This window comes from Streptomyces sp. NPDC093252, assembly GCF_040683675.1.
Taxonomy (GTDB): domain Bacteria; phylum Actinomycetota; class Actinomycetes; order Streptomycetales; family Streptomycetaceae; genus Streptomyces.
Map to the genome: position 1 here is coordinate 76,620 of NZ_JBFBEM010000022.1, position 20,940 is coordinate 97,559.

The following is a 20,940-nucleotide window of genomic DNA, read 5'->3' on the forward strand; positions in this document are numbered from 1 at the left end:
GCGAAACGGAGACGCCCTGTGCGCATCACCGACATCCAGCGCTGCGAGGTGCGCCCGGGACGGCTCGTCGAGTGGACGCTCAGTCCGGCGACCGTGGCGACCGCGGCGGGTCTGCCGGACGACACCCGGCCCCCGGCGTACATCCAGGAGTCGCACATCCGGACCGCGCGCGTCGTGCGCGAGGACGGCCTGTACGTGCCGACCTGGCTCGGTGCCGCCTTCGATCTGGCGGGCCCGGTCGACCTGGACGCCCTCCAGGAGGCGCTGCGGGGGTGGACGCTGCGGCACGAGACGCTGCGCAGCGGGTTCCGCTCCGCGGGGGGTGGCGGGGATTCGGGGGGCGCCGGGTCCTCCGGGGACCCGGGGGCGTCGGGGTCCGCCGGGGACTCGGGGGTCGCAGGGTCCTCGGGAGCGTCCGGGGGCTCGGAGGGTGAGCTGCGTCGGTTCACGCTGGACGCCGCGTCCGTCACCCTGCATCGCGAGGTGGTCGGGGACTTCACCGACCCGGACGTCCTGGTCCGGCACCTCCAGGACCGCTTCGATGTCGCGGCGGACGCGCTGTGCTGGCCGAATCTGATCTACACCGCGGTCGTCCGGGACACCGGCGCCAGCGTGTACATGGCCTTCGACCACAGCAATGTCGACGCCTACTCGCTGCACCGCATCCCCGCCGAGATCCATGAGCTGTACGCGGCGGCCGTCGCGGGCCGGACGCTGCCCGAGGCGCGGGTGGGCAGCTATGTCGACTTCTGCGAGAGCGAGCGGGCGGACGCCGACCGGATCGGCGCGGACCACGAGATCGTCGGCCGCTGGCGGGAGTTCATCCGGCGCTGCGACGGACGGCTGCCGTCCTTCCCCGTCGATCTGGGGCTCACCCCGGGCCGGGTGCTGCCGCCGCAGAAGCTGATGCGGGAGCCGTTGGTGGACGCGGACACCGCCGCCGCGTTCGAGGCGCGCTGCCGCAGGTACGGGGGCAGCGGGATCGGGGTGCTCGCGGCGACCGCGCTGGTGCTGCGGGAGATCGGCGAGACGGAGGTGTACCGGACGGTGCTGCCGTTCCACACCCGGGCCAAGTCCCGCTGGTCGGAGTCGGTGGGGTGGTATGTGGGCGGGGCGCCGATCGAGGTGGCGCTGGAACCCGGGCTGGACTTCACGGGGGCGCTCGCGGCGGTCCGGGCCGAGGTGCACGCGAACCGGGCGCTGGCGCGGATGCCGATGGCCCGGGTGCTGCGGCTGCTCGGCGCGGACTTCCGGCCGACCTCGCCCGATCTGTACTCGATCGTGTCGTACGTCGACGCGCGGGGGTTGCCGGGGGCGGAGCGGTGGGCGGAGCAGTCGGCGTACGCGCTGATCCGGGTGTCGTACGGGGATCAGGTGTGCGTGTGGGTCAATCGGCTGCACGAGGGGTTGTGGCTGGCCAGCCGGTATCCGGATACGGATGTGGCGCAGAAGAACATGCGGTTGTACGTGGAGCGGTTGCGGGATGTGATCACGGAGGTGTCGGGGGGCTGAGACCGGTGCGTTGCCATGGGTGAGTCGAGGCCGGTGGGCGGGGCGCGGGTCGTGCGTGGTTGTTCGCGCAGTTCCCCGCGCCCCTAGAAGCAAAAAGCCTCAGTGGTTGCGCGGGAAGCCCAGGTCGACGCCCGTGGGGGCCTCGGAGGGGTCCGGCCAGCGGGTGGTGACGACCTTGCCGCGGGTGTAGAAGTGCGTGCCGTCGTTGCCGTAGATGTGGTGGTCGCCGAAGAGGGAGTCCTTCCAGCCGCCGAAGCTGTGGTAGCCGACGGGGACCGGGATCGGGACGTTGACGCCGACCATGCCCGCCTCGATCTCCAGTTGGAAGCGGCGCGCGGCGCCGCCGTCCCGGGTGAAGATCGCGGTGCCGTTGCCGAACGGCGAGGCGTTCATGAGGGCGACGCCCTCCTCGTAGGTGTCGACGCGCAGCACGCACAGGACCGGGCCGAAGATCTCGTCCTGGTACGCCTTGGCCGACGTCGGCACCTTGTCGAGCAGGGAGATGCCGATCCAGTGGCCGTCCTCGTAGCCCTCGACCGTGTAGCCGGTGCCGTCCAGGACGACCTCGGCGCCCTCGGCGGCGGCGCCGGTGACGTAGGAGGCGACCTTGTCGCGGTGGGCGGCGGTGATCAGCGGGCCCATCTCGGAGGCGGGGTCGTTGCCGGGGCCGATCTTGATCTTCTCGGCGCGCTCGCGGATCTTCTCGACGAGTTCGTCGCCGATGGCGCCGACGGCGACGACGGCGGAGATCGCCATGCAGCGCTCGCCGGCCGAGCCGTAGGCCGCGGAGACGGCGGCGTCGGCGGCGGCGTCGAGGTCGGCGTCGGGGAGGACCAGCATGTGGTTCTTGGCGCCGCCGAGGGCCTGGACGCGCTTGCCGTTCGCCGAGGCGGTGGTGTGGATGTAGCGGGCGATGGGGGTCGAGCCGACGAAGGAGACGGCCTTGACGTCCGGGTGCTCCAGGAGGCGGTCGACGGCCACCTTGTCGCCGTGGACGATGTTGAAGACACCGTCGGGCAGGCCCGCCTCGGCGAGGAGTTCGGCGATCTTCAGGGAGGCCGAGGGGTCCTTCTCGGACGGCTTCAGGACGAAGGTGTTGCCGGTGGCGATGGCCAGCGGGAACATCCACATCGGGACCATCGCCGGGAAGTTGAACGGCGTGATGCCCGCGACGACGCCCAGCGGCTGGCGGATCGAGGCGACATCGACGCGGCTCGCGACCTGCGTCGACAGCTCGCCCTTGAGCTGGACGTTGATCCCGCAGGCCAGGTCCACGATCTCCAGACCGCGGGCGACCTCACCGAGCGCGTCCGAGTGCACCTTGCCGTGCTCGGCGGTGATCAGTTCGGCGATGGCGTCCCGGTTGGCATCCAGCAGCGCGCGGAACCTGAACAGGATCGAGGTGCGCTGGGCCAGCGAGGACTGGCCCCAGGTGGCGAACGCGTCCTGGGCGGCGGCCACCGCCGCGTCGACCTCGTCCACGGTCGCGAACGGGACCTTGGTGGTGACCGCGCCGGTCGCCGGGTCCGTGACCGGCCCGAACGTGCCCGACGCGCCCTCGACGGTCTTCCCGCCGATCCAGTGGTTGACGATCTTCGTCATGACCGAGTACTCCTTCACAGATGGCGGCGTCGGGAAGAGACGTGCCGTTCATACAGCTCACGGGCCTTGATCGCGGACGGTCTGGTCGCGGTCTCGGCCACAGGGACATCCCACCAGGCCTGCGCGGGAGGCGCTCCCGACACTGTGTCGGCCGTTTGGGTCTCCACGTAGACACATGTGGGACTGTCCGCCTGCCGGGCCTCGGCGAGCGCCGCCCGCAGTTCGCGGACGGTACGGGCGCGCAGCACCCGCATGCCGAGGCTCTCGGCGTTGGCGGCCAGGTCGAGGGGGAGGGGGGCACCGGTGTAGGTGCCGTCGGGGGCGCGGTAGCGGTAGGCGGTGCCGTAGCGCTCGCCGCCGGTCTCCTCGGAGAGGCCCCCGATGGAGGCGTAGCCGTGGTTCTGGATCAGGAGGAGCTTGATGGCGATGCCCTCCTGGACGGCGGTGACGATCTCGGTCGGCAGCATCAGATAGGTGCCGTCGCCGACCAGCGCCCACACCGGGCGGTCCGGCGCGGCCAGCTTGACGCCGATCGCGGCGGGGATCTCGTAGCCCATGCAGGAGTAGCCGTACTCCACGTGGTACTGGTCGAAGGACCGGGCCCGCCAGAGTTTGTGCAGGTCGCCGGGCATCGAACCGGCCGCGTTGATCAGTACGTCGGAGGCGTCCGCGAGGGCGTCGAGGGCGCCGAGGACCTGGGGCTGGGTGGGGGGCGCGTCCGGGTCGGCGGCGGTGTAGGCGGCGGTGACGCGCTCCTCCCAGCGGGCCTTGTCGTCCGTGTAGGCGGCGACGTACGGCTCCGGCACACGGTGGCCGTGGACGAGGAGGGCCTCGGTGAGTTCGGCGAGGCCGCTGCGGGCGTCGGCGACCAGGGGGAGGCCGGAGAGCTTGTGGCCGTCGTAGGGGGCGATGTTGAGGTTGAGGAAGCGGACGCCCTCGCCGGTGAAGAGGGTGCCGGAGGCGGTGGTGAAGTCGGTGTAGCGGGTGCCGACGCCGATCACCAGGTCGGCGGCGCGGGCGAGGGTGTCGGCGGTGGCGGTGCCGGTGTGGCCGATGCCGCCGACATCCTGGGGATGGTCGTGGGGCAGGGAGCCCTTGCCTGCCTGGGTGCTCGCCACCGGGATGCCGGTGGCCTCGGCGAACTCGGCGAGCGCGGCCTCGGCGCGGCTGTGGTGCACCCCGCCGCCCGCGATGATCAGGGGGCGCCGGGCGGCCCGGACCGCGGTGACCGCCTCGGCGAGTTCGGTAGGGTCGGCGCCGGGTCGGCGGACGGTCCAGACCCGGTCGGCGAAGAACTCCTCCGGCCAGTCGTACGCCTCCGCCTGGACGTCCTGCGGGAGGGCGAGGGTGACGGCGCCGGTCTCCACCGGGTCGGTGAGCACCCGCATCGCCTGGAGGGCGGCCGGGATCAGCGCCTCGGGGCGGGTGATCCGGTCGAAGTAGCGGGAGACGGGGCGGAGGGTGTCATTGACGGACAGGTCCCCGGCGTGGGGGAGTTCGAGCTGCTGGAGGACCGGGTCGGCGGGGCGGGTGGCGAAGGTGTCGCCGGGCAGGAGCAGGACGGGGAGGTGGTTGACGGTGGCGAGGGCGGCGCCGGTGACGAGGTTGGTGGCGCCGGGGCCGATGGAGGTCGTCACGGCGTGGGTGGAGAGGCGGTTGGACTGGCGGGCGTAGCCGACGGCCGCGTGCACCATGGACTGTTCGTTGCGGCCCTGGAGGAACGGCATCGCGTCCGCGTACTCCACCAGCGCCTGGCCGAGTCCGGCGACATTGCCGTGGCCGAAGATGCCCCAGGTGGCGCCGATCAGCCGCTGCCGGACGCCGTCGCGCTCGGTGTACTGGGCGGCGAGGAAGCGGACGAGGGCCTGCGCGGTGGTGAGGCGGGTCGTGGTCGCCGGGGTGGGGGCGGGGGCCGTCATCGGTATCCCTCCGTGTGGTCGGGGTGGAAGCGGATGCGCCATTCCCGGGTGTCGCCGGGGCCCGCCATGACGTTCAGGTAGTACATGTCGTGGCCCGGCTGGGCGATGGACGGGCCGTGCCAGCCGTCCGGGACGAGGACGGCGTCACCGGAGCGGACCTCGGCGAGCACATCGGCGCCGCCCTCGCGCGAGGGGGACACCCGCTGGTAGCCGAAGCCGTGCGGGCCGTCGATCTCGAAGTAGTAGATCTCCTCCAGCACCGCTTCCTCGCCCGGCAGGTGCTCGTCGTGCTTGTGCGGCGGGTACGAGGACCAGTTGCCGCCGGGGGTGATCACCTCGACGGCGATCAGCCGGTCGCAGGCGAAGGCGTCGGCGGAGGCGAAGTTGCGCACCAGGCGGGCGCTGGTGCCGCTGCCGCGCTGTTCGACCGGGACCTCCGACGCGGGGCCGTAGCGGGCGGGGAGTCGTCGCTCGCACTTCGCTCCTGCCAGGGCGAAGCGGCCTCCCGCGTCGGAGGAGATCTGTGCCCGGGCGTCGCGGGGCACGTACACGAAGTCGGTGGCCGAGCCGAACACGCTGTCCCGGCCCAGGAGTCGGAAGGTTTCGTCCCCAACTCGTACGGTACATCCGCCTTCGAGGGGGAGCACGATCCATTCGCTCTCACCGGCCGCGAGGGTATGGCCGCCGCCGGGCTCCAGGGCGACGATCCGGAGGCCGCTGTACGACCAGCCGGCCAACTCCGGGTCGATGGTGAGGGTGTGGCGGGGCTCGGCCGGGTCGGCGGTGGTGCCGGCGGGGAGGTGCAGGCGGTGGGGGTGAGGTGGGTGTGTGGAGTGGGATGGGTTTTGCGAGTGGGATGGGTTTTGCGGGTGAGGTGAGTTATGCGGGTGAGGTGGGTGGTGCGGGCGCATGGTGTCGTCGGTGTCCCTCACAGCAGTCCTACGGCGGTGTCCACGGCGGCGGCCACATCGCCGTCCGCCGGATACAGCAGCGAACGGCCCACCACCAGGCCGCGCACGGTGGGCAGCCGGAGCGCGCCCCGCCACTTCTCGTACGCCCCGTCCTGGTCGGCGCCGACCTCGCCGCCGAGGAGGACGGCGGGGAGCGTGGAGGTCTCCATGACCCGGGCCATGTCGTCGGGGTTGTCGGTGACCGGGACCTTCAGCCAGGTGTAGGCGGAGGTGCCGCCTAGGCCGGAGGCGATGGCGACGGAACGGGTGACGGCGTCGGCCGAGAGATCGTTGCGCAGCTTTCCGTCGGCGTCGCGGCGGCTGAGGAAGGGTTCCACGAAGACCGGCAGTCGGTGCTCCGCCATCGCGTCTATCGCGCGGGCGGTCGACTCCAGGGTGGTGAGCGAGCCGGGGTCGGAGTAGTCGATCCGCAGCAGGAGCTTGCCCGCGTCGAAGCCGAGGCGCCGGAGGTCGGCGGGGCGGTGGCCGGTGAAGCGGTCGTCGAGTTCGAAGGCGGCGCCCTGGAGTCCGCCGCGGTTCATCGAGCCCATGACGACCTTGCCGTCGAGGGCGCCGAGGAGGAGCAGGTCGTCGAGGATGTCGGCGGTGGCGAGGACGCCGTCGACGCCGGGGCGGGCGAGCGCGAGGCAGAGGCGGCCGAGCAGGTCGGCGCGGTTGGCCATGGCGAACGGCTGGTTCCCGACGCCGAGCGCGCCGCGCGCGGGGTGGTCGGCGGCGACGATCATCAGCCGCCCGGAGGGCCCGAGCAGCGGCCTGCGGGTCCGGCGGGCGGCGGCCTCGGCGATGGCCTCGGGGTGGTGGGTGCGGAGGCGGACGAGTTCGGGGATGTTGATGGGGGGGATGTCGGGGGTGAGGGTGCTGGTGGGGGTGGGGGTGGTGCGGGTGCCGGGGGTGGGGGTGCTGGTGGCGGGCGTGCCGGGGGCCGGGGTGCCGGGGGTGTGGTCGGGGGTGCGGTCGGGGGTGGTCACTTCGCGGCTCCCGGGGTGGTGTCGTGGCCCGAGGGGACCGCGCCCGCGGTGAGGGCGGTCTCGACCTCGGCCGGGGTGGGCATCGCGGAGGAGCACTCCAGCCGGGAGGCGACGATGGCCCCGGCGGCGTTGGCATGCCGCATGATCCGCTCCAGGTCCCAGCCGGCCAGCAGTCCGTGGCAGAGGGAGCCGCCGAAGGCGTCCCCGGCACCGAGGCCGTTGAGGACGGTCACCGGGAGCGGGGGGACCTCGGCGGTGGTGCCGTCGCGGTGCACGGCGAGGACGCCCTTGGGTCCCTGCTTGACGACGGCGAGTTCGACGCCGGCGGCCAGCAGGGCGCGGGCGGCGGCGTGCGGTTCGCGGACGCCGGTGGCGATCTCGACCTCGTCCAGATTGCCGACCGCGACGGTGGTGTGGCGCAGGGCCTCGGTGTAGTGGGCGCGGGCCTCGGCCGGGTCGGACCAGAACATGGGGCGCCAGTCGAGGTCGAAGACGGTGATGCCGGTCCTGGCCCGGTGGGCGAGCGCGGTGAGGGTGGCCGTACGGCTCGGCTCCTCGCTCAGGCCGGTGCCGGTGACCCAGAAGATCCGGGCGGCGGCGATCGCGTCGAGGTCCAGCTCGCCGGGGTGGATCTCCAGGTCCGGGGCCTTGGGCTGCCGGTAGAAGTACAGCGGGAAGTCGTCCGGCGGGAAGATCTCGCAGAAGGTGACCGGGGTCGGCAGTCCGGGTACCGGGGTGACCCAGCGGTCGTCCACGCCGAAGCCGCGCAGCTCCTCGTGGAGGTAGGTGCCGAAGGGGTCGTCGCCGGTGCGGGTGATCACGGCGGTGCTCCGGCCGAGGCGCGCCGCGGCGACCGCGACATTGGTCGCCGAACCGCCGAGGAACTTGCCGAAGGACGTCACCCGCGGCAGCGGGACCCCGGTCTGCCGGGGGTACAGATCCACTCCGATCCGCCCCATGGTGATCAGGTCGTACGCCATCGAGTTCCCTTCACGCGCGTCACGCTCCGAGCCTCTTCTCATGACCCATGGCTGATGACCCACGACTCATGGCTCATGGCTCATGGCTCTTCGAGACTCTTCGAGTTGCTTCAGGCCGCTGTCACTGCGACCTCTAGTCCCGTTTTCTAGTCCGGCGCCGGTGATCCTGTCAATGCTTTGTCCAGACATTCTGACCTCACGTCTTAATTCCCTTCCGTCCAGCCCTTTGCATCGCTTCCGTCACAAACAACACCCTCGTGTCACATCTGTCCCATATACGCGAATTCTCCGTCACGCCCGGTCCACAGACCCGTCCCGCCGCTCACTGTCCGTCGCCGACCGGGCACAGGGTGGGTGATCGTCAGCGCAGCGCCCGGATCCCTCGTCGGCCGCCCCAGGGCCACCGCCGTGGCGCGCGCGGGGAGGTGCGGCTCATGACCGACCGACGGCTCTGGTCCTATCGGGAGATCGCCGCGCACATCCGGGTCCAGCCGGACACCGTGCGCTCCTACCGCAAACACGGGTTGCTGCCGCCGCCGGACCAGGTCGAGGGCGGCCGGCCGTACTGGTACGCCGACACCGTCCGCGCCTGGGTGGCGGCACGACCGGGGAACAGGGAGCGACGGGACTGACCGGGGGGGAGGGCGGGGTGGGGCGGGGCGGGGCGCTCGGTGCGCGCGGGATATTGGATTGCCCGGTCGGTGGTGTCCCGCGCAGGATCCTGGGATGAGCTTTCGGATGAACTTTCTGGAGAACCCCTGCTCACCGGGGACCGTGCGGTGCTGCGGCCGTTCACCGGGGACGACGCCGACACCATGTGGGCGATCCTCCAGGACCCGGAGGTCCTGCGGTTCACCTTCGAACCGTCCTCGTCGGACATGTCCTACGAGCGGGTCCGCTCCTGGTACGCCACCCGCACCGACCAGCCCGACCGTCTCGACCTCGCCGTCACCGACCGCGCCACCGGCGAACTGGTCGGCGAGGTCGTCCTCAACGAGTGGGACCCCCACACCCGGAGCTGCAACTTCCGCACCCTCATCGGCCCCCGTGGCCGCAACCGCGGCCTCGGCACCGAGGCCACCGGCCTGATCGTCGCCCATGGCTTCGAGCGGCTCGGCCTCCACCGGATCTCCCTGGAGGTCTACGCCGACAACCCGCGCGCCCGCCGCGCCTACGAGAAGGTCGGCTTCCGCCACGAGGGCACCCGCCGGGAGTCCGCCCTGCGTGAGGGCCGATGGGTCGACGAGATCCTGATGGGGATCCTGGAGAACGAGTGGGCGGGGGCGGTCGGCGGAGACGGGGTTGGGGTTGGGGTTGAGAACGGGGTTGGGGTTAGGAACGGGAACGGGATTGGGCTCGGGAACGGGGATGGGGGTGGGGCTGCGGGGGCCGGGCAGCGGGGGTGAATCGGTGAATCCCGTTCAGCGCCAGGGGTTGATCACCGTCAAGCCCGCCCCGGGCGCCGACCCCATCGCTGCCAGCGCCCCCGGTGCCGCGTCCAGCCCGATCTCCGTCGTCACCAGCAGATCCGGCCGCAGCACCCCCGCGCCCACCAGCTCCAGCATCGCCGGATAGTCGTGCGCGGCCATGCCGTGGCTGCCGAGGATCTCCAGTTCCAGGGCGATGGCACGGGCCATGGGGACGGGGGTCGTCCCGGTGTCCGAGGGGAGCAGGCCGACCTGGATGTGCCGGCCCCGGCGCCGCAGCCCGTTCACCGACGCGGCGCAGGTGACCGGCGACCCGAGGGCGTCCAGCGACAGATGCGCCCCGCCGCCGGTCACCTCCCGTACGGCCGCCGCCGTGTCGCCCACCTCCGAGGCGTCCACGCACCGCACCGCACCGCATCCGCGCGCCAGCTCCAGCGCCCCCGGCGACACATCCACCGCCACCACCCGCGCCCCGGCCGCCGCCGCGATCATCACCGCCGACAGCCCGACCCCACCGCACCCGTGCACCGCGACCCACTCCCCCGCTACCACCCTCCCCTGCCGCACCACCGCCCGGAACGCCGTCGCGAACCGGCACCCCAGCGCCGCCGCCGTCCCGAACGCCATCCCCTCCGGCACCGCCACCAGGTTCACATCCGCCCGGTCCAGCGCCACATACTGGGCGAACGAACCCCAGTGGGTGAACCCGGGCTGGGTCTGCCGCTCGCACACCTGCTGATCCCCGGCCGCACAGGCGGCGCAGCTCCCGCAGGCGCAGACGAACGGCACCGTCACCCGGTCACCGGTCCGCCAGCGGGACACCCGGTCGCCGACCGCCGCCACGACCCCGGCGAGTTCGTGCCCCGGCACATGCGGGAGCGTGATGTCCGGGTCGTGGCCCTGCCAGCCGTGCCAGTCGCTCCGGCACAGCCCGGTCGCCTCGACCCGCACCACCACCCCGTGCCCGGCGGGCTCCGGCGCCGCCACCTCCCGTACCTCGGCCGGAACCCCGAACCGCTCGACCACCACCGCGCGCATCCCCACCACCCCATCTGTCGCCATCCATAACCATCCGCGCCCTGCGCCTGCCCTGCGTCTGCCCTGCCGGGCCGGGTTGGGTCGGGTCGGGCCCACATGTCCACGCGTCTGCGCAGACTGCCCGGCACACACAGGGCCTCGGCCAACTCCCGGCCGTCCGGCGAACGGTAACGCGCGATGGGGCACGCGGCCGGGTGGGGTCGCGCTCCGCGCGGGGTGAGACACCAGGTGAGGTGACGCCCGGGACCCGGCCCCGCGCCGGGTGAGGCCCCAACGGGGCTGAGACGCGAGGCCCGGCCCCGCTGGGGTCTAGCTCCGCGCGGGGTGAGGCCCCACCCGGGGTGAGGCACACGACCCGGCTCCACATGGAGTCCCGCTCCGTGCCAGGTGAGACACCAGGCCGGGTCAGACACGAGACTCGGCCCCGCCCCGAGTAAGGCCCCAACCGGGGTGAGGCGCAGGACCCGGCCCCGCCTGGGGCCCGCCTCCTCGCGGGGTGAGGCACACGACCCGACCCCACGTGGAATCCCGCTCCGCGCCAGGTGAGACACCAGGCCGGGTCAGACACGAGACCCAACCCCGCGCCGGGTGAGGCCCCACCCGGGGTGAGGCGCGGGGCGCGGTCCCGCTGGGGGGCGGCTCCGCTTGAGGCCCGGTCCGGCGCGGGGCCCCGCCCCGCGCCGGACAACCCGCGAAACCCCGCCACCCCAGCGGAGCGCCCCGCTATCTCCGGCCCGCCGCCTCCTCCCGTCGTTCGTCCGACGGCCCCTGCTCCCGGGCCTCCGTGGCGGCCACCGCCTCCTTCTCCAGCCCCGGCTTCTCGCCGTCGCGCGGTGCGGTGCTCTCGCCCTCGCTGATGCCGATCCGCTCGTGCAGTCGGCGCAGGGGACCGGGTGCCCACCAGGTCGCCCGGCCGGTGAGGCGCATCACCGAGGGGACCAGGAGGCTGCGCACGACCATCGCGTCCATCAGGACCGCCAGCGCGATACCGAGGCCGAGCATCTTGGTGTTGGTGACCCGGGAGGTGCCGATCGCGACCAGGACCACCGCCAGGATGACCGCCGCCGCCGTGATCAGACCGCCCGTGCGCTGGAGTCCGTGCCGCACCGCGCCCTCGTGGTCGCCCGTTCTGTCGTACTCCTCCTTGATGCGGGAGAGCAGGAACACCCCGTAGTCCATGGAGAGACCGAACGCGACGCAGAACATCAGGACCGGGACCGTCGTCTCGATGGATCCCGGGCTGGTGAAGCCCAGGAGGCCGGAGAGATGGCCGTCCTGGAAGACCCACACCACCGCGCCGAACATCGCCGTCAGACTGAGCGCGTTCAGCAGCACCGCCTGGATCGGGATGAGCACACTGCCGGTGAGCAGGAACACCAGGATCAGGGTGACCACGGCGATGAAGGCCACGCCCCAGGGCAGCTTGTCGGCGATGGCGTCCTTGGAGTCGACCAGGGCCGCCGCCGCGCCCGTCACACTGGTGTCGAACGGGGCGTCGACCGCGCGCAGTTCGCCCACCAGCCGCTGGGCGGGTTCGTCGACGGCCTCGCCGCTCGGCAGCACCGTGAAGTACGCCGCGTCCCCGTTGACCACCGGCCCGTCCACCCGCACCACCTCGGGCAGGGCCGAGATCCGCTCCCGGTAGTCGGCGTACTGGGCCTCGGTCGCCCCGCCCTCGGCCAGTACCTCCAGGCCCCCGCCGGGACTGCCGGGGAAGCCCTCGCGGATGTGCTGCTGGACGACATGGGACTCGGCGTCGGCCGGGAGCTGGCGGTCGTCGGCCGTACCGAACTTCACGCCCAGGAACGGCAGCCCCAGCAGGACCAGTACGGCGGTGGTGCCGAGGGCGAAGAACGGGGCCCGGCGCATCACCAGCGTCGCCGTCCGCCCCCAGGCCCGGCCCTCTTCGGCGGCCGGCCGGGGCGGGCGGCCCCGGCGCAGCATCCGGCGCAGATCCAGGGCGTTGACCCGGTGCCCGAGCAGCACCAGGGCCGCCGGGAGCAGGATCAGGGCGGCGGCTGCGGCCAGCAGGACCACCGCGATCCCGGCATAGGCGAAGGAGCGCAGGAAGTACATCGGGAACAGCAGCATCGCAGCGAGCGAGACCGCCACGGTGAGGGCGGAGAACAGCACCGTCCGCCCCGCCGTGCGCAGGGTGGTGGCGACGGAGGTCAGCGGGTCGTGCCCCGCGGTCAGCTCCTCGCGGAAGCGGCGGACGATGAAGAGGGCGTAGTCGACGGCCAGACCGAGGCCGAGGGCCGTGGTGAGGTTGATGGCGAAGACGGAGACATCGGTGACCTCGGAGAGGCCGCGCAGCACGGCGTTGGTGCCGAGGATCGCGACGATGCCGATGCCGAGCGGCAGCAGGGCGGCGATCGCGCTGCCGAAGACCATCACCAGCAGCACCAGGGTCACCGGCAGGGCGATGATCTCGGCCCGCAGCAGGTCCTCCTGGATGATCGTCTGCATCTCGTGCTGTACGGCGACCATGCCGCCGAGGCGCACCTCCACCGGGCCGTGCGTCCCGCGCAGTTCGGGGGCGATGCGCTCCAGGGTCGCGTTGGCCTCGCTCTCCTCGCCGGTGATCCGGGCCGCGATCAGCGCCTCGCGCCCGTCCTCCGCGCGCAGGGCGGGGGAGCCGCTCTGCCAGTAGGAGCCGACGCCGGTCACCCCTTCCTCGGCGCTGAGCAGTTGGGCGAGCCGGTCGGCCTCGGCGGCCACCGCCGGGTCGTCCACCGATGCCTCACCCGCGTCGATCAGCAGCAGGAAGTTGGGCTGGGAGTCCGGGAACTCGCGCTCCAGGGCGCGGGTGGCGTAGGTCGACTCCGCGTTCGGGTCCTCCCAGCCGCCGCTGCCGAGGCGGTCGGCGACCCCGCTGCCGGCCATCACCGCGAGCGCGGTGAGGACCAGCGCCACCAGCAGGGACAGCCGCGGTCGTGCGGTGACGAACCGGGTCCAGCCGCCGGGCCCCGGCGGGCCCGGGGGCGTGTTGACTTCGGTCATCGTGCGGTGTCCCCTTCACCATGACCCGTGCTGGTGGATGCGCGTGCGTGCGCAGGCAGGCGGCATGGGTCTGCCATTGCCATAGAATTGGCAAACACGAGAGATCGCTCGCGTTTCACCAGAATGCGAGTGACCGCTCGCGTTTGTCAATCGCGTTCGGAGAGCTGGGGATAACTCGTGCCCGACACACCCGCACCCACAAAGGCGGATGAGCGCGCGACACCGGGAGAGCACACGACACCGGGAGGGTCCGCCGCGCCGGACAAGTCCGCCATGCCGGAAACATCCCGTAAGGCCCGACCGGAGACGGCCCGCACCCCGGGCACCCCCGGTTCCCCGGACACCCCCGGCACCCCACACGCCCCCGAAGCCCCGGACGCCCCACAGAAGGCCGCAGACCCCGCCACCCCCTCCCCCACCCCCGACGACCGCCCCAAGCGCCGTCAGGCCCGCGGGGAGCGGCGTATCGCGCAGCTCCTGGAGGCCGCCGCCACCGTCTTCACCACGACCGGCTACACCGCCGCCAGCACCAACGCCATCGCCCGGGAGGCCGGTGTCTCGCCGGGCACGCTCTACCAGTTCTTCCCGAACAAGGAAGCGATCGCGATCGAGCTGGGCGAGCGGCTGGTGCGGGAGATGCGGGAGGCGTACGGCACGGCGCTGCGGCCGGTCGCTCCGGAGACCCCGTTGGAGGAGGTGGTCGGCGCGGCCGTGGACCGGTTCATCGCCTTCAACTGCGACCGTCCGGTGTTCTTCACGCTGATGCACGGCCCCGACGTTCCCGGCCGCATCGCCGAGGAGCACGACGCCCTGCACATGACGCTGCTCAACCGGGTCCAGGAGCTGCTGTTCACCGTCCTGCCCGAGACGCCCGCCCCCGACATCGAGCGGATCGCCAACGTCTGCCTGAGCGTCTACAAGGCGGGCGTGGAACTGATCCTGGCCACCGAGGGTTCCGAGCGGGAGGCGTACGTCCACGAGCTGAAGACCGTCCTGATCCGCTACCTCCAGCCCTTCAGCGCCGCCTGCCGGAACCACCCGGGCCCGCCCACGCTCGGCTGAGCCCCGCCCCCTCCGCCCGCACGGCTCCCCGTCGACCTGCGCCGCGCCCGCACCGCCCTTAGGGTCGGACAAATCGGCCAGAAATGGCCGAATCGCAGCGCCGCAGCCACGAGTGATGAGGGACCCGCCCGTGACCCACACCCCGCCGCCGTCCGGCACGCCCCGAGCCCGTATCCCCGGCCCGCAGCAGCCCCCGCCGGCCCCGCCGCAGATCCGGCCGGGACTGTGGAAGCACTGCCTGTGGGGCGGGCTGGCCCTGTGGGTGCTGACCGCGCTGGTCACGTACGCCACGAAGAACTCCACCCTGCTGCCGACGCTGATCCTGCTCGGCAGCTTTCTGGTGCCGGTGACCTTTGCGCTGTGGGCGTACGAGCGGCACGGGCGGGATCTCGGGGCCGGGGTGATCCTCGGCTGCTTCCTCACCGGTGGCACGCTCGGCGTGCTGGGCGCCTCGGTGATGGAGTACTACCTGCTGCACCCGTCCGTGTGGATGTTCGTCGGCGTCGGGCTGATCGAGGAGGCGGTGAAGCTCGGCGCGCTGATGTTCGTCCTGCGCCACCGGACCGCGATCCGGGGCACGCGCGCGGGGCTGGTGCTCGGCGCGACGGTCGGTTTCGGTTTCGCCGCCCTGGAGAGCGCGGGCTACGCCTTCAACGCGGCCGTCTCGACCCGGGGCATCGATCTGCGGGCGCTGCTGGAGACCGAGATCCTGCGCGGCGTACTGGCCCCGTTCGGGCACGGCCTGTGGACGGCCGTCGCCGGTGCCGTGCTGCTGTCGTATCGCCGTCCGGACGGCCGGTTCCGGATCAACGGGGCGGTGGTGGGGACGTATCTCGGGGTGTCGCTGCTGCACGCGGTGTGGGACTCGACGCACGGCATCGCGGTCTGGCTGGTCACCCTGCTGACCGAGACCGGGCTCCAGCGCGCACTGTTCGCCGAGGGCTACATCCCGCGCCCGACGGCGGAGCAGCAGCATCTGTTCACGGTGTTCTCGGTCGGTGGGATGGTCGTGGTGGCGCTGCTGGGACTGGTCTGGGCCCGGTCGCTCGCCCGTCGGGACCCCTCTTGGAGAAATACCCCCTAGGGGTATACAGTGGGAGTCGTGAGCCCCTGGGGGCCACAGCCGTCACATCCATCCCGGATGTCACACCCATCTCCACCCTGCCTCCACGAGGAGAACGACATGACCGCCCAGACCGACACCTCCGGTTCCGTCACCACCGTCTACCAGGTGACCGGGATGACCTGCGGACACTGCGAAGGGGCCGTGACCGAGGAGATCTCGCGGCTCACGGGCGTCAGCGCGGTGCAGGCCGTCGCGTCGTCCGGCGTGGTCACCGTCGTCTCCGCCGCGCCGCTGGACGAGGACGCCGTCCGCGCGGCCGTGGACGAGGCCGGCTACGAACTGACCGGCCGCGCCTGAGCCGACGACCGTCCCCGAGGACAGCCGGAAACCACCGGAACGATTCAACGGGGCCGGGCCGCATCCGAGGGCGACACGACTCCCGCCCGGGTGCGGCCCGGCCCCGCCACCGTCTCCACGGGCATCTCCGATGCCCGGGAAAACCGCATACAACGGCCGCCACCGCCGCACCGGACGCAGCGGCTCCGCACGGTGACGGGACGGCCGTGATCGCGCACGTTCCGTTGACCGGCGGGGCGTCCGGCGGCGAAGTTACCGGCGGTTCGCCGAAGTCGTGACCTGGGCCCCTCTGGAGTCCGGCGCGCCCCTCACATAAGCTCTTCACAAGGCTCGCGCATCTTCATTACGCTTGGGCCCCGTTCACCGCATCGGGCCCCTTGCGTAGCAAACAGGACATATGCAAGAGACGCAGATCACAGTGATGCGAACGTAACCATCGAAGGGGTTCGAAGGTCTAAGTTGACGATGTCAGACGGCGTCTTGGGGGGCGTCGGATGGCGTCTGGGGATGTCTTGGGGGACTTCCTCAGAACCGCGTTGCCGGGACACGTACAACCGGGGAGCTTTGAGCGGCCCTCCCAGCGTGCGCTGTCCCGGCAGATGCACCGGACGCCCCGGCGTCCGGACCGGTACACCGCATCACCGCACAGCACCACCCGGCATCACCGAGCACCACCGCAGGACACAATCGCAGGGCACAACCGCATAGCCGCCTCCTAGGCGGCACCCGGGTACGGCGAGTTCTGCTCGTTGTGCCCACGAACAGCGAATTCAGGCGCTGGTCCTCATAGACGCCCGGCCGGATCCCGTGGGGGGAATCCGCACCGGGACATGGGAAGGCGCCCTGGTCGTCGGCCCGTGGGGGGACTGGCGTGCCAGGGCGCCTTCTGCCGTCCCGGGACACTCTCGCCGCCCTCACCCTCACTCTCACCCCACCCCTTCCGCCGCCGCCCCGGCCGCCTCCGGATCTCACCGGGCCCGCTCACCCACCCGCCGCGCCCGCCGCCGCCTCCGTACCGGTGCCGGTGCTGGTACGGGTGTCGATGCCGATGCCGATGCCACGCAACAGGCCCCGTGCTCCGTACTCCTTCACCGTGGAATACGGGGCCCGGGGCCGTTCTGCTCAACGCCGTGCGCTCAAGGGCGCGTGAGGCGGGTCACGCGGATCGTTCAGCGCGCCTCGACCGGGACGAAGTCGCGCTCGACGACGCCCGTGTAGATCTGGCGCGGGCGGCCGATACGCGAGCCCGGCTCCTTGATCATCTCGTGCCACTGGGCGATCCAGCCCGGCAGCCGGCCGAGGGCGAACAGCACCGTGAACATCTCGGTGGGGAAGCCCATGGCCCGGTAGATCAGACCGGTGTAGAAGTCGACGTTCGGGTAGAGCTTGCGCTCGGTGAAGTAGTCGTCGGAGAGCGCGTGCTCCTCCAGCTTCAGCGCGATGTCCAGCAGCTCGTCGGACTTGCCGAGCGCGGAGAGGACATCGTGCGCGGCGGCCTTGATGATCTTGGCGCGCGGGTCGAAGTTCTTGTAGACCCGGTGGCCGAAGCCCATCAGGCGGACGCCGTCCTCCTTGTTCTTCACCTTGCGGATGAAGGTGTCGACATCGCCGCCGGAGTCGCGGATGCCCTCCAGCATCTCCAGCACCGACTGGTTGGCGCCGCCGTGCAGCGGGCCCCACAGGGCGCTGATGCCGGCCGAGATGGAGGCGAACATATTGGCCTGCGAGGAGCCGACCAGCCGGACCGTGGAGGTCGAACAGTTCTGCTCGTGGTCCGCGTGCAGGATGAGCAGCTTGTCGAGGGCGGCGACCACGGTCGGGTCCAGCTCGAACTCCTGCGCGGGGACCGAGAAGGTCATCCGCAGGAAGTTCTCGACATAGCCCAGGTCGTTGCGCGGGTACACGAACGGGTGACCGATCGACTTCTTGTACGCGTACGCGGCGATCGTCGGGAGCTTGGCGAGCAGCCGGGTGGTGGAGAGGTTGCGCTGCTTCTCGTCGAACGGGTTGTGGCTGTCCTGGTAGAACGTCGACAGCGCCGAGACCACCGACGACAGCATGGCCATCGGGTGGGCGTCGCGGGGGAACCCCTTGTAGAAGTTCTTGACGTCCTCGTGCAGCAGGGTGTGCTGCGTGATGTCGTTCTTGAACACGCTGAGCTCGTCGACGGTCGGAAGCTCGCCGTTGATCAGCAGATAGGCGACCTCCAGGAAGGTGGAGCGCTCGGCCAACTGCTCGATCGGGTAGCCGCGGTACCGGAGAATGCCCTGCTCGCCATCGAGATAGGTGATGGCGGATTTATAGGCGGCGGTGTTGCCGTAGCCGCTGTCCAGGGTCACGAGACCGGTCTGGGAGCGCAGCTTCCCGATGTCGACGCCCTTGTCCCCGACGGTGCTGTCGATCACCGGGTAGGTGTACTCGCTGCCGTCGTACCGCAGTACTACAGAGTTGTCGCTCACGTCTTCCCTCACCGACGTAGTGCCTCATCTTCGAGGTGCCCTGACTGTCTCTACCATCCCCCATTTGGCGCAGGAGAGTGCACTCGGGGTCGACCATTGGGCTATGTGGCGGCACTGAGTGCCGCCAACTTGCCATCCTGCCCCCTCGGTCCGGCATCCGGAAGTGCTCTGTGACCTTTGTGACTCATTTGATCGATCATCTTTCAGCGGGCCACCCGAGGGGAAGGGGAGCCCTCCGGTGGGTCCGCCGGGAGTGTGCGGGGGGGCTGCGGGGGGGGTGTGCTGGGGATCTGCGGGGGGGGTGCCGGGGGTGTGCGAGGTCAGGATCCGGTGAGCCGGAAGTCGAGCGCCGTGCATCTGCGGCCCGCCGAAACGGTCCGCACCGCCTGTCCGATCGCCTTGCGCGAACCGACCAGGACGACCAGCTTCTTCGCCCGGGTGACCGCCGTGTACAGCAGATTCCGCTGAAGCATCATCCAGGCCCCGGTGGTGACCGGGATCACCACGACCGGATATTCACTGCCCTGCGAGCGGTGAATGGTCACCGCGTACGCGTGCGCCAGCTCATCCAGTTCATCGAAGTCGTACGGAATCTCCTCATCCTCGTCCGTCAGTACCGTGAGCCGCTGGTCGACCGGGTCGAGCGAGGTGACCACACCCACCGTGCCGTTGAAGACACCGTTCTCCCCTTTGTCGTAATTGTTGCGGATCTGGGTGACCTTGTCGCCGACCCGGAAGACGCGTCCGCCGAAGCGCTTCTCGGCGAGGTCGGGGCGGGCCGGGGTGATGGCCTGCTGCAACAGCCCGTTGAGCGTGCCCGCCCCGGCGGGTCCCCGGTGCATCGGCGCGAGCACCTGGACGTCCCGCCGAGGATCGAACCCGAACTTGGCCGGAATACGACGGGCGGCGACATCCACGGTGAGCCGCCCGGCCTCCTCCGTGTCGTCCTCCACGAAGAGGAAGAAGTCCTTCATGCCGTCGGTCACCGGGTGCTGCCCGGCGTTGATCCGGTGCGCGTTGGTCACCACCCCGGACTGCTGGGCCTGCCGGAACACCCGGGTGAGCCGCACCGCCGGCACGGGTGAGCCATCCGCCAGCAGATCCCGCAGCACCTCCCCCGCACCGACGCTCGGCAACTGGTCCACATCCCCCACGAAGAGCAGATGCGCCCCCGGCGGTACGGCCTTGACCAGCTTGTTCGCCAGCAGCAGATCCAGCATCGACGCCTCGTCCACCACCACCAGGTCCGCGTCCAGCGGCCGGTCCCGGTCGTACGCCGCGTCCCCGCCCGGCTTCAGCTCCAGCAGCCGGTGCACGGTGGACGCCTCGGCGCCGGTCAGCTCCGCGAGCCGCTTGGCGGCCCGGCCGGTCGGCGCGGCCAGCACCACTTTCGCCTTCCGGGCCCGCGCCAGCTCCACGATCGAGCGGACCGTGAACGACTTGCCGCACCCCGGACCCCCGGTGAGAACGGCGACCTTCTCGGTCAACGCCAGCTTGACGGCCGCCTCCTGCTCCGGGGCCAGCTCCGCTCCCGTCCGCCCCTTCAGCCACCCCAGGGCCCTGCCCCAGTCCACGTCCCGGAAGCCCGGCATCCGGTCCTCCCCGGTCCGCAGCAGCCGCAGCACCTGCGCCGACAGGGACAGCTCCGCGCGGTGGAAGGGGACCAGATAGACGGCGGTGACCCGCTCCCCGCCGTCCGGTCCCGGCACGGACTCCCGTACGACCCCGGGGTCCTCACCCTCCTCCGGCGGATCCGCCAGCTCCGCGAGGCACTCGATCACCAGTCCCGTATCGACCTGGAGCAGCTTCACCGCGTCCGCGATCAGCCGCTCCTCGGGCAGGAAGCAGTGCCCCTGGTCGGTGGACTGGGACAGCGCGTACTGGAGGCCCGCCTTGACGCGCTCCGGGCTGTCGTGCGGTATCCCCACCGACTGGGCGATCCTGTCGGCGGTGAGGAAGCCGATGCCCCAGACATCGGCCGCGAGCCGGTACGGCTGGTTCTTCACGACCGAGATCGACGCGTCCCCGTACTTCTTGTAGATCCGCACGGCGATGGAGGTGGAGACCTCCACGGTCTGGAGGAAGAGCATGACCTCCTTGATCGCCTTCTGCTCCTCCCAGGCGTCGGCGATCTTCTTGGTGCGCTTGGGACCGAGGCCGGGCACCTCGATGAGCCGCTTGGGCTCCTCCTCGATGATCTTCAGGGTGTCGATGCCGAAATGCTGGGTGATCCGGTCGGCGAAGACCGGCCCGATCCCCTTGACCAGCCCCGACCCCAGATAGCGCCGGATGCCCTGGACGGTGGCGGGCAGCACGGTCGTGTAGTTCTCCACGGTGAACTGCTTGCCGTACTGCGGGTGGGAGCCCCAACGGCCCTCCATCCGCAGCGACTCCCCCACCTGCGCGCCGAGCAGCGCGCCGACGACCGTCAGCAGATCGCCGGCCCCTCTGCCCGTGTCGACCCGCGCGACCGTGTACCCGTTGTCCTCATTGGCGTATGTGATCCGCTCCAACACGCCTTCGAGCACAGCGAACCGCTGCTCGGTCGCGGGGCTGCCCGCCTGGTGAGCCATGCG

At 71.4% G+C, this 20,940-nt stretch carries 15 protein-coding genes; 6 read left to right on the plus strand and 9 right to left on the minus strand.

The genetic code is table 11. From position 1 onward, the window contains the following. Positions 1–18: 18 nt before the first annotated feature. On the plus strand, positions 19–1,512 hold the full coding sequence (locus AB0O01_RS34335) for a condensation domain-containing protein (protein ID WP_365319708.1): 1,494 nt from the start codon (positions 19–21) through the stop codon (positions 1,510–1,512). Positions 1,513–1,611: 99 nt separating this feature from the next. Here the strand turns inward: AB0O01_RS34335 and mmsA are convergent, their stop codons facing one another. The 5 genes from mmsA to iolC form a co-directional block, all read right to left on the minus strand. Then, positions 1,612–3,114, minus strand: a complete 1,503-nt coding sequence (mmsA, locus tag AB0O01_RS34340) for a CoA-acylating methylmalonate-semialdehyde dehydrogenase (RefSeq protein WP_365319710.1) — start codon at positions 3,112–3,114, stop codon at positions 1,612–1,614. Between the two features lie 14 nt (positions 3,115–3,128). Beyond that, the gene (gene iolD / locus AB0O01_RS34345) at positions 3,129–5,033 is read right to left on the minus strand and encodes a 3D-(3,5/4)-trihydroxycyclohexane-1,2-dione acylhydrolase (decyclizing) (protein WP_365319712.1); all 1,905 of its coding nucleotides are present in this window, start codon (positions 5,031–5,033) and stop codon (positions 3,129–3,131) included. After that, on the minus strand, positions 5,030–5,839 hold the full coding sequence (gene iolB, locus AB0O01_RS34350; protein ID WP_365319774.1) for a 5-deoxy-glucuronate isomerase: 810 nt from the start codon (positions 5,837–5,839) through the stop codon (positions 5,030–5,032). The genes iolD and iolB overlap by 4 nt, the downstream gene beginning before the upstream one ends. A gap of 122 nt (positions 5,840–5,961) precedes the next feature. Further along, entirely contained in the window at positions 5,962–6,846 is an 885-nt protein-coding gene (locus AB0O01_RS34355) for a deoxyribose-phosphate aldolase (protein ID WP_365319776.1), read from the minus strand. A gap of 122 nt (positions 6,847–6,968) precedes the next feature. Beyond that, a complete protein-coding gene (gene iolC / locus AB0O01_RS34360) occupies positions 6,969–7,952 on the minus strand; it encodes a 5-dehydro-2-deoxygluconokinase (protein WP_365319714.1) in 984 nt (327 codons plus the stop codon). A gap of 434 nt (positions 7,953–8,386) precedes the next feature. Between iolC and AB0O01_RS34365 the strand changes: the two genes are divergently transcribed. Further along, on the plus strand, positions 8,387–8,584 hold the full coding sequence (locus tag AB0O01_RS34365) for a MerR family transcriptional regulator (protein WP_365319716.1): 198 nt from the start codon (positions 8,387–8,389) through the stop codon (positions 8,582–8,584). 72 nt (positions 8,585–8,656) lie between these two features. Further along, the gene (locus tag AB0O01_RS34370; RefSeq protein WP_365319718.1) at positions 8,657–9,358 is read left to right on the plus strand and encodes a GNAT family protein; all 702 of its coding nucleotides are present in this window, start codon (positions 8,657–8,659) and stop codon (positions 9,356–9,358) included. A 15-nt stretch (positions 9,359–9,373) separates the two neighbouring features. Here AB0O01_RS34370 and AB0O01_RS34375 read toward each other — a convergent pair whose 3' ends face one another. Both AB0O01_RS34375 and AB0O01_RS34380 read right to left on the minus strand, forming a co-directional pair. After that, positions 9,374–10,417 (minus strand): zinc-dependent alcohol dehydrogenase family protein, encoded by a 1,044-nt coding sequence (locus AB0O01_RS34375; protein WP_365319777.1) that lies wholly within the window; start codon positions 10,415–10,417, stop codon positions 9,374–9,376. 723 nt (positions 10,418–11,140) lie between these two features. Beyond that, positions 11,141–13,420: an MMPL family transporter gene (locus tag AB0O01_RS34380; protein WP_365319720.1), complete on the minus strand. Its 2,280-nt coding sequence runs from the start codon at positions 13,418–13,420 to the stop codon at positions 11,141–11,143. Between the two features lie 273 nt (positions 13,421–13,693). Between AB0O01_RS34380 and AB0O01_RS34385 the strand changes: the two genes are divergently transcribed. The 3 genes from AB0O01_RS34385 to AB0O01_RS34395 all read left to right on the plus strand — a co-directional run bounded on the left by AB0O01_RS34385 (position 13,694) and on the right by AB0O01_RS34395 (position 15,905). Further along, positions 13,694–14,482, plus strand: coding sequence for a TetR family transcriptional regulator (locus AB0O01_RS34385; protein ID WP_365319723.1), 789 nt, complete (start codon positions 13,694–13,696; stop codon positions 14,480–14,482). Positions 14,483–14,612: 130 nt separating this feature from the next. After that, the gene (locus tag AB0O01_RS34390) at positions 14,613–15,566 is read left to right on the plus strand and encodes a PrsW family intramembrane metalloprotease (protein WP_365319724.1); all 954 of its coding nucleotides are present in this window, start codon (positions 14,613–14,615) and stop codon (positions 15,564–15,566) included. 99 nt (positions 15,567–15,665) lie between these two features. Beyond that, positions 15,666–15,905: a heavy-metal-associated domain-containing protein gene (locus AB0O01_RS34395; protein ID WP_365319725.1), complete on the plus strand. Its 240-nt coding sequence runs from the start codon at positions 15,666–15,668 to the stop codon at positions 15,903–15,905. A 1,169-nt stretch (positions 15,906–17,074) separates the two neighbouring features. Here the strand turns inward: AB0O01_RS34395 and AB0O01_RS34400 are convergent. Then, positions 17,075–18,364, minus strand: coding sequence for a citrate synthase (locus AB0O01_RS34400; RefSeq protein WP_365319727.1), 1,290 nt, complete (start codon positions 18,362–18,364; stop codon positions 17,075–17,077). A gap of 320 nt (positions 18,365–18,684) precedes the next feature. After that, entirely contained in the window at positions 18,685–20,937 is a 2,253-nt protein-coding gene (locus AB0O01_RS34405) for an ATP-dependent RecD-like DNA helicase (RefSeq protein ID WP_365319729.1), read from the minus strand. Between the last annotated feature and the right edge of the window lie 3 nt (positions 20,938–20,940).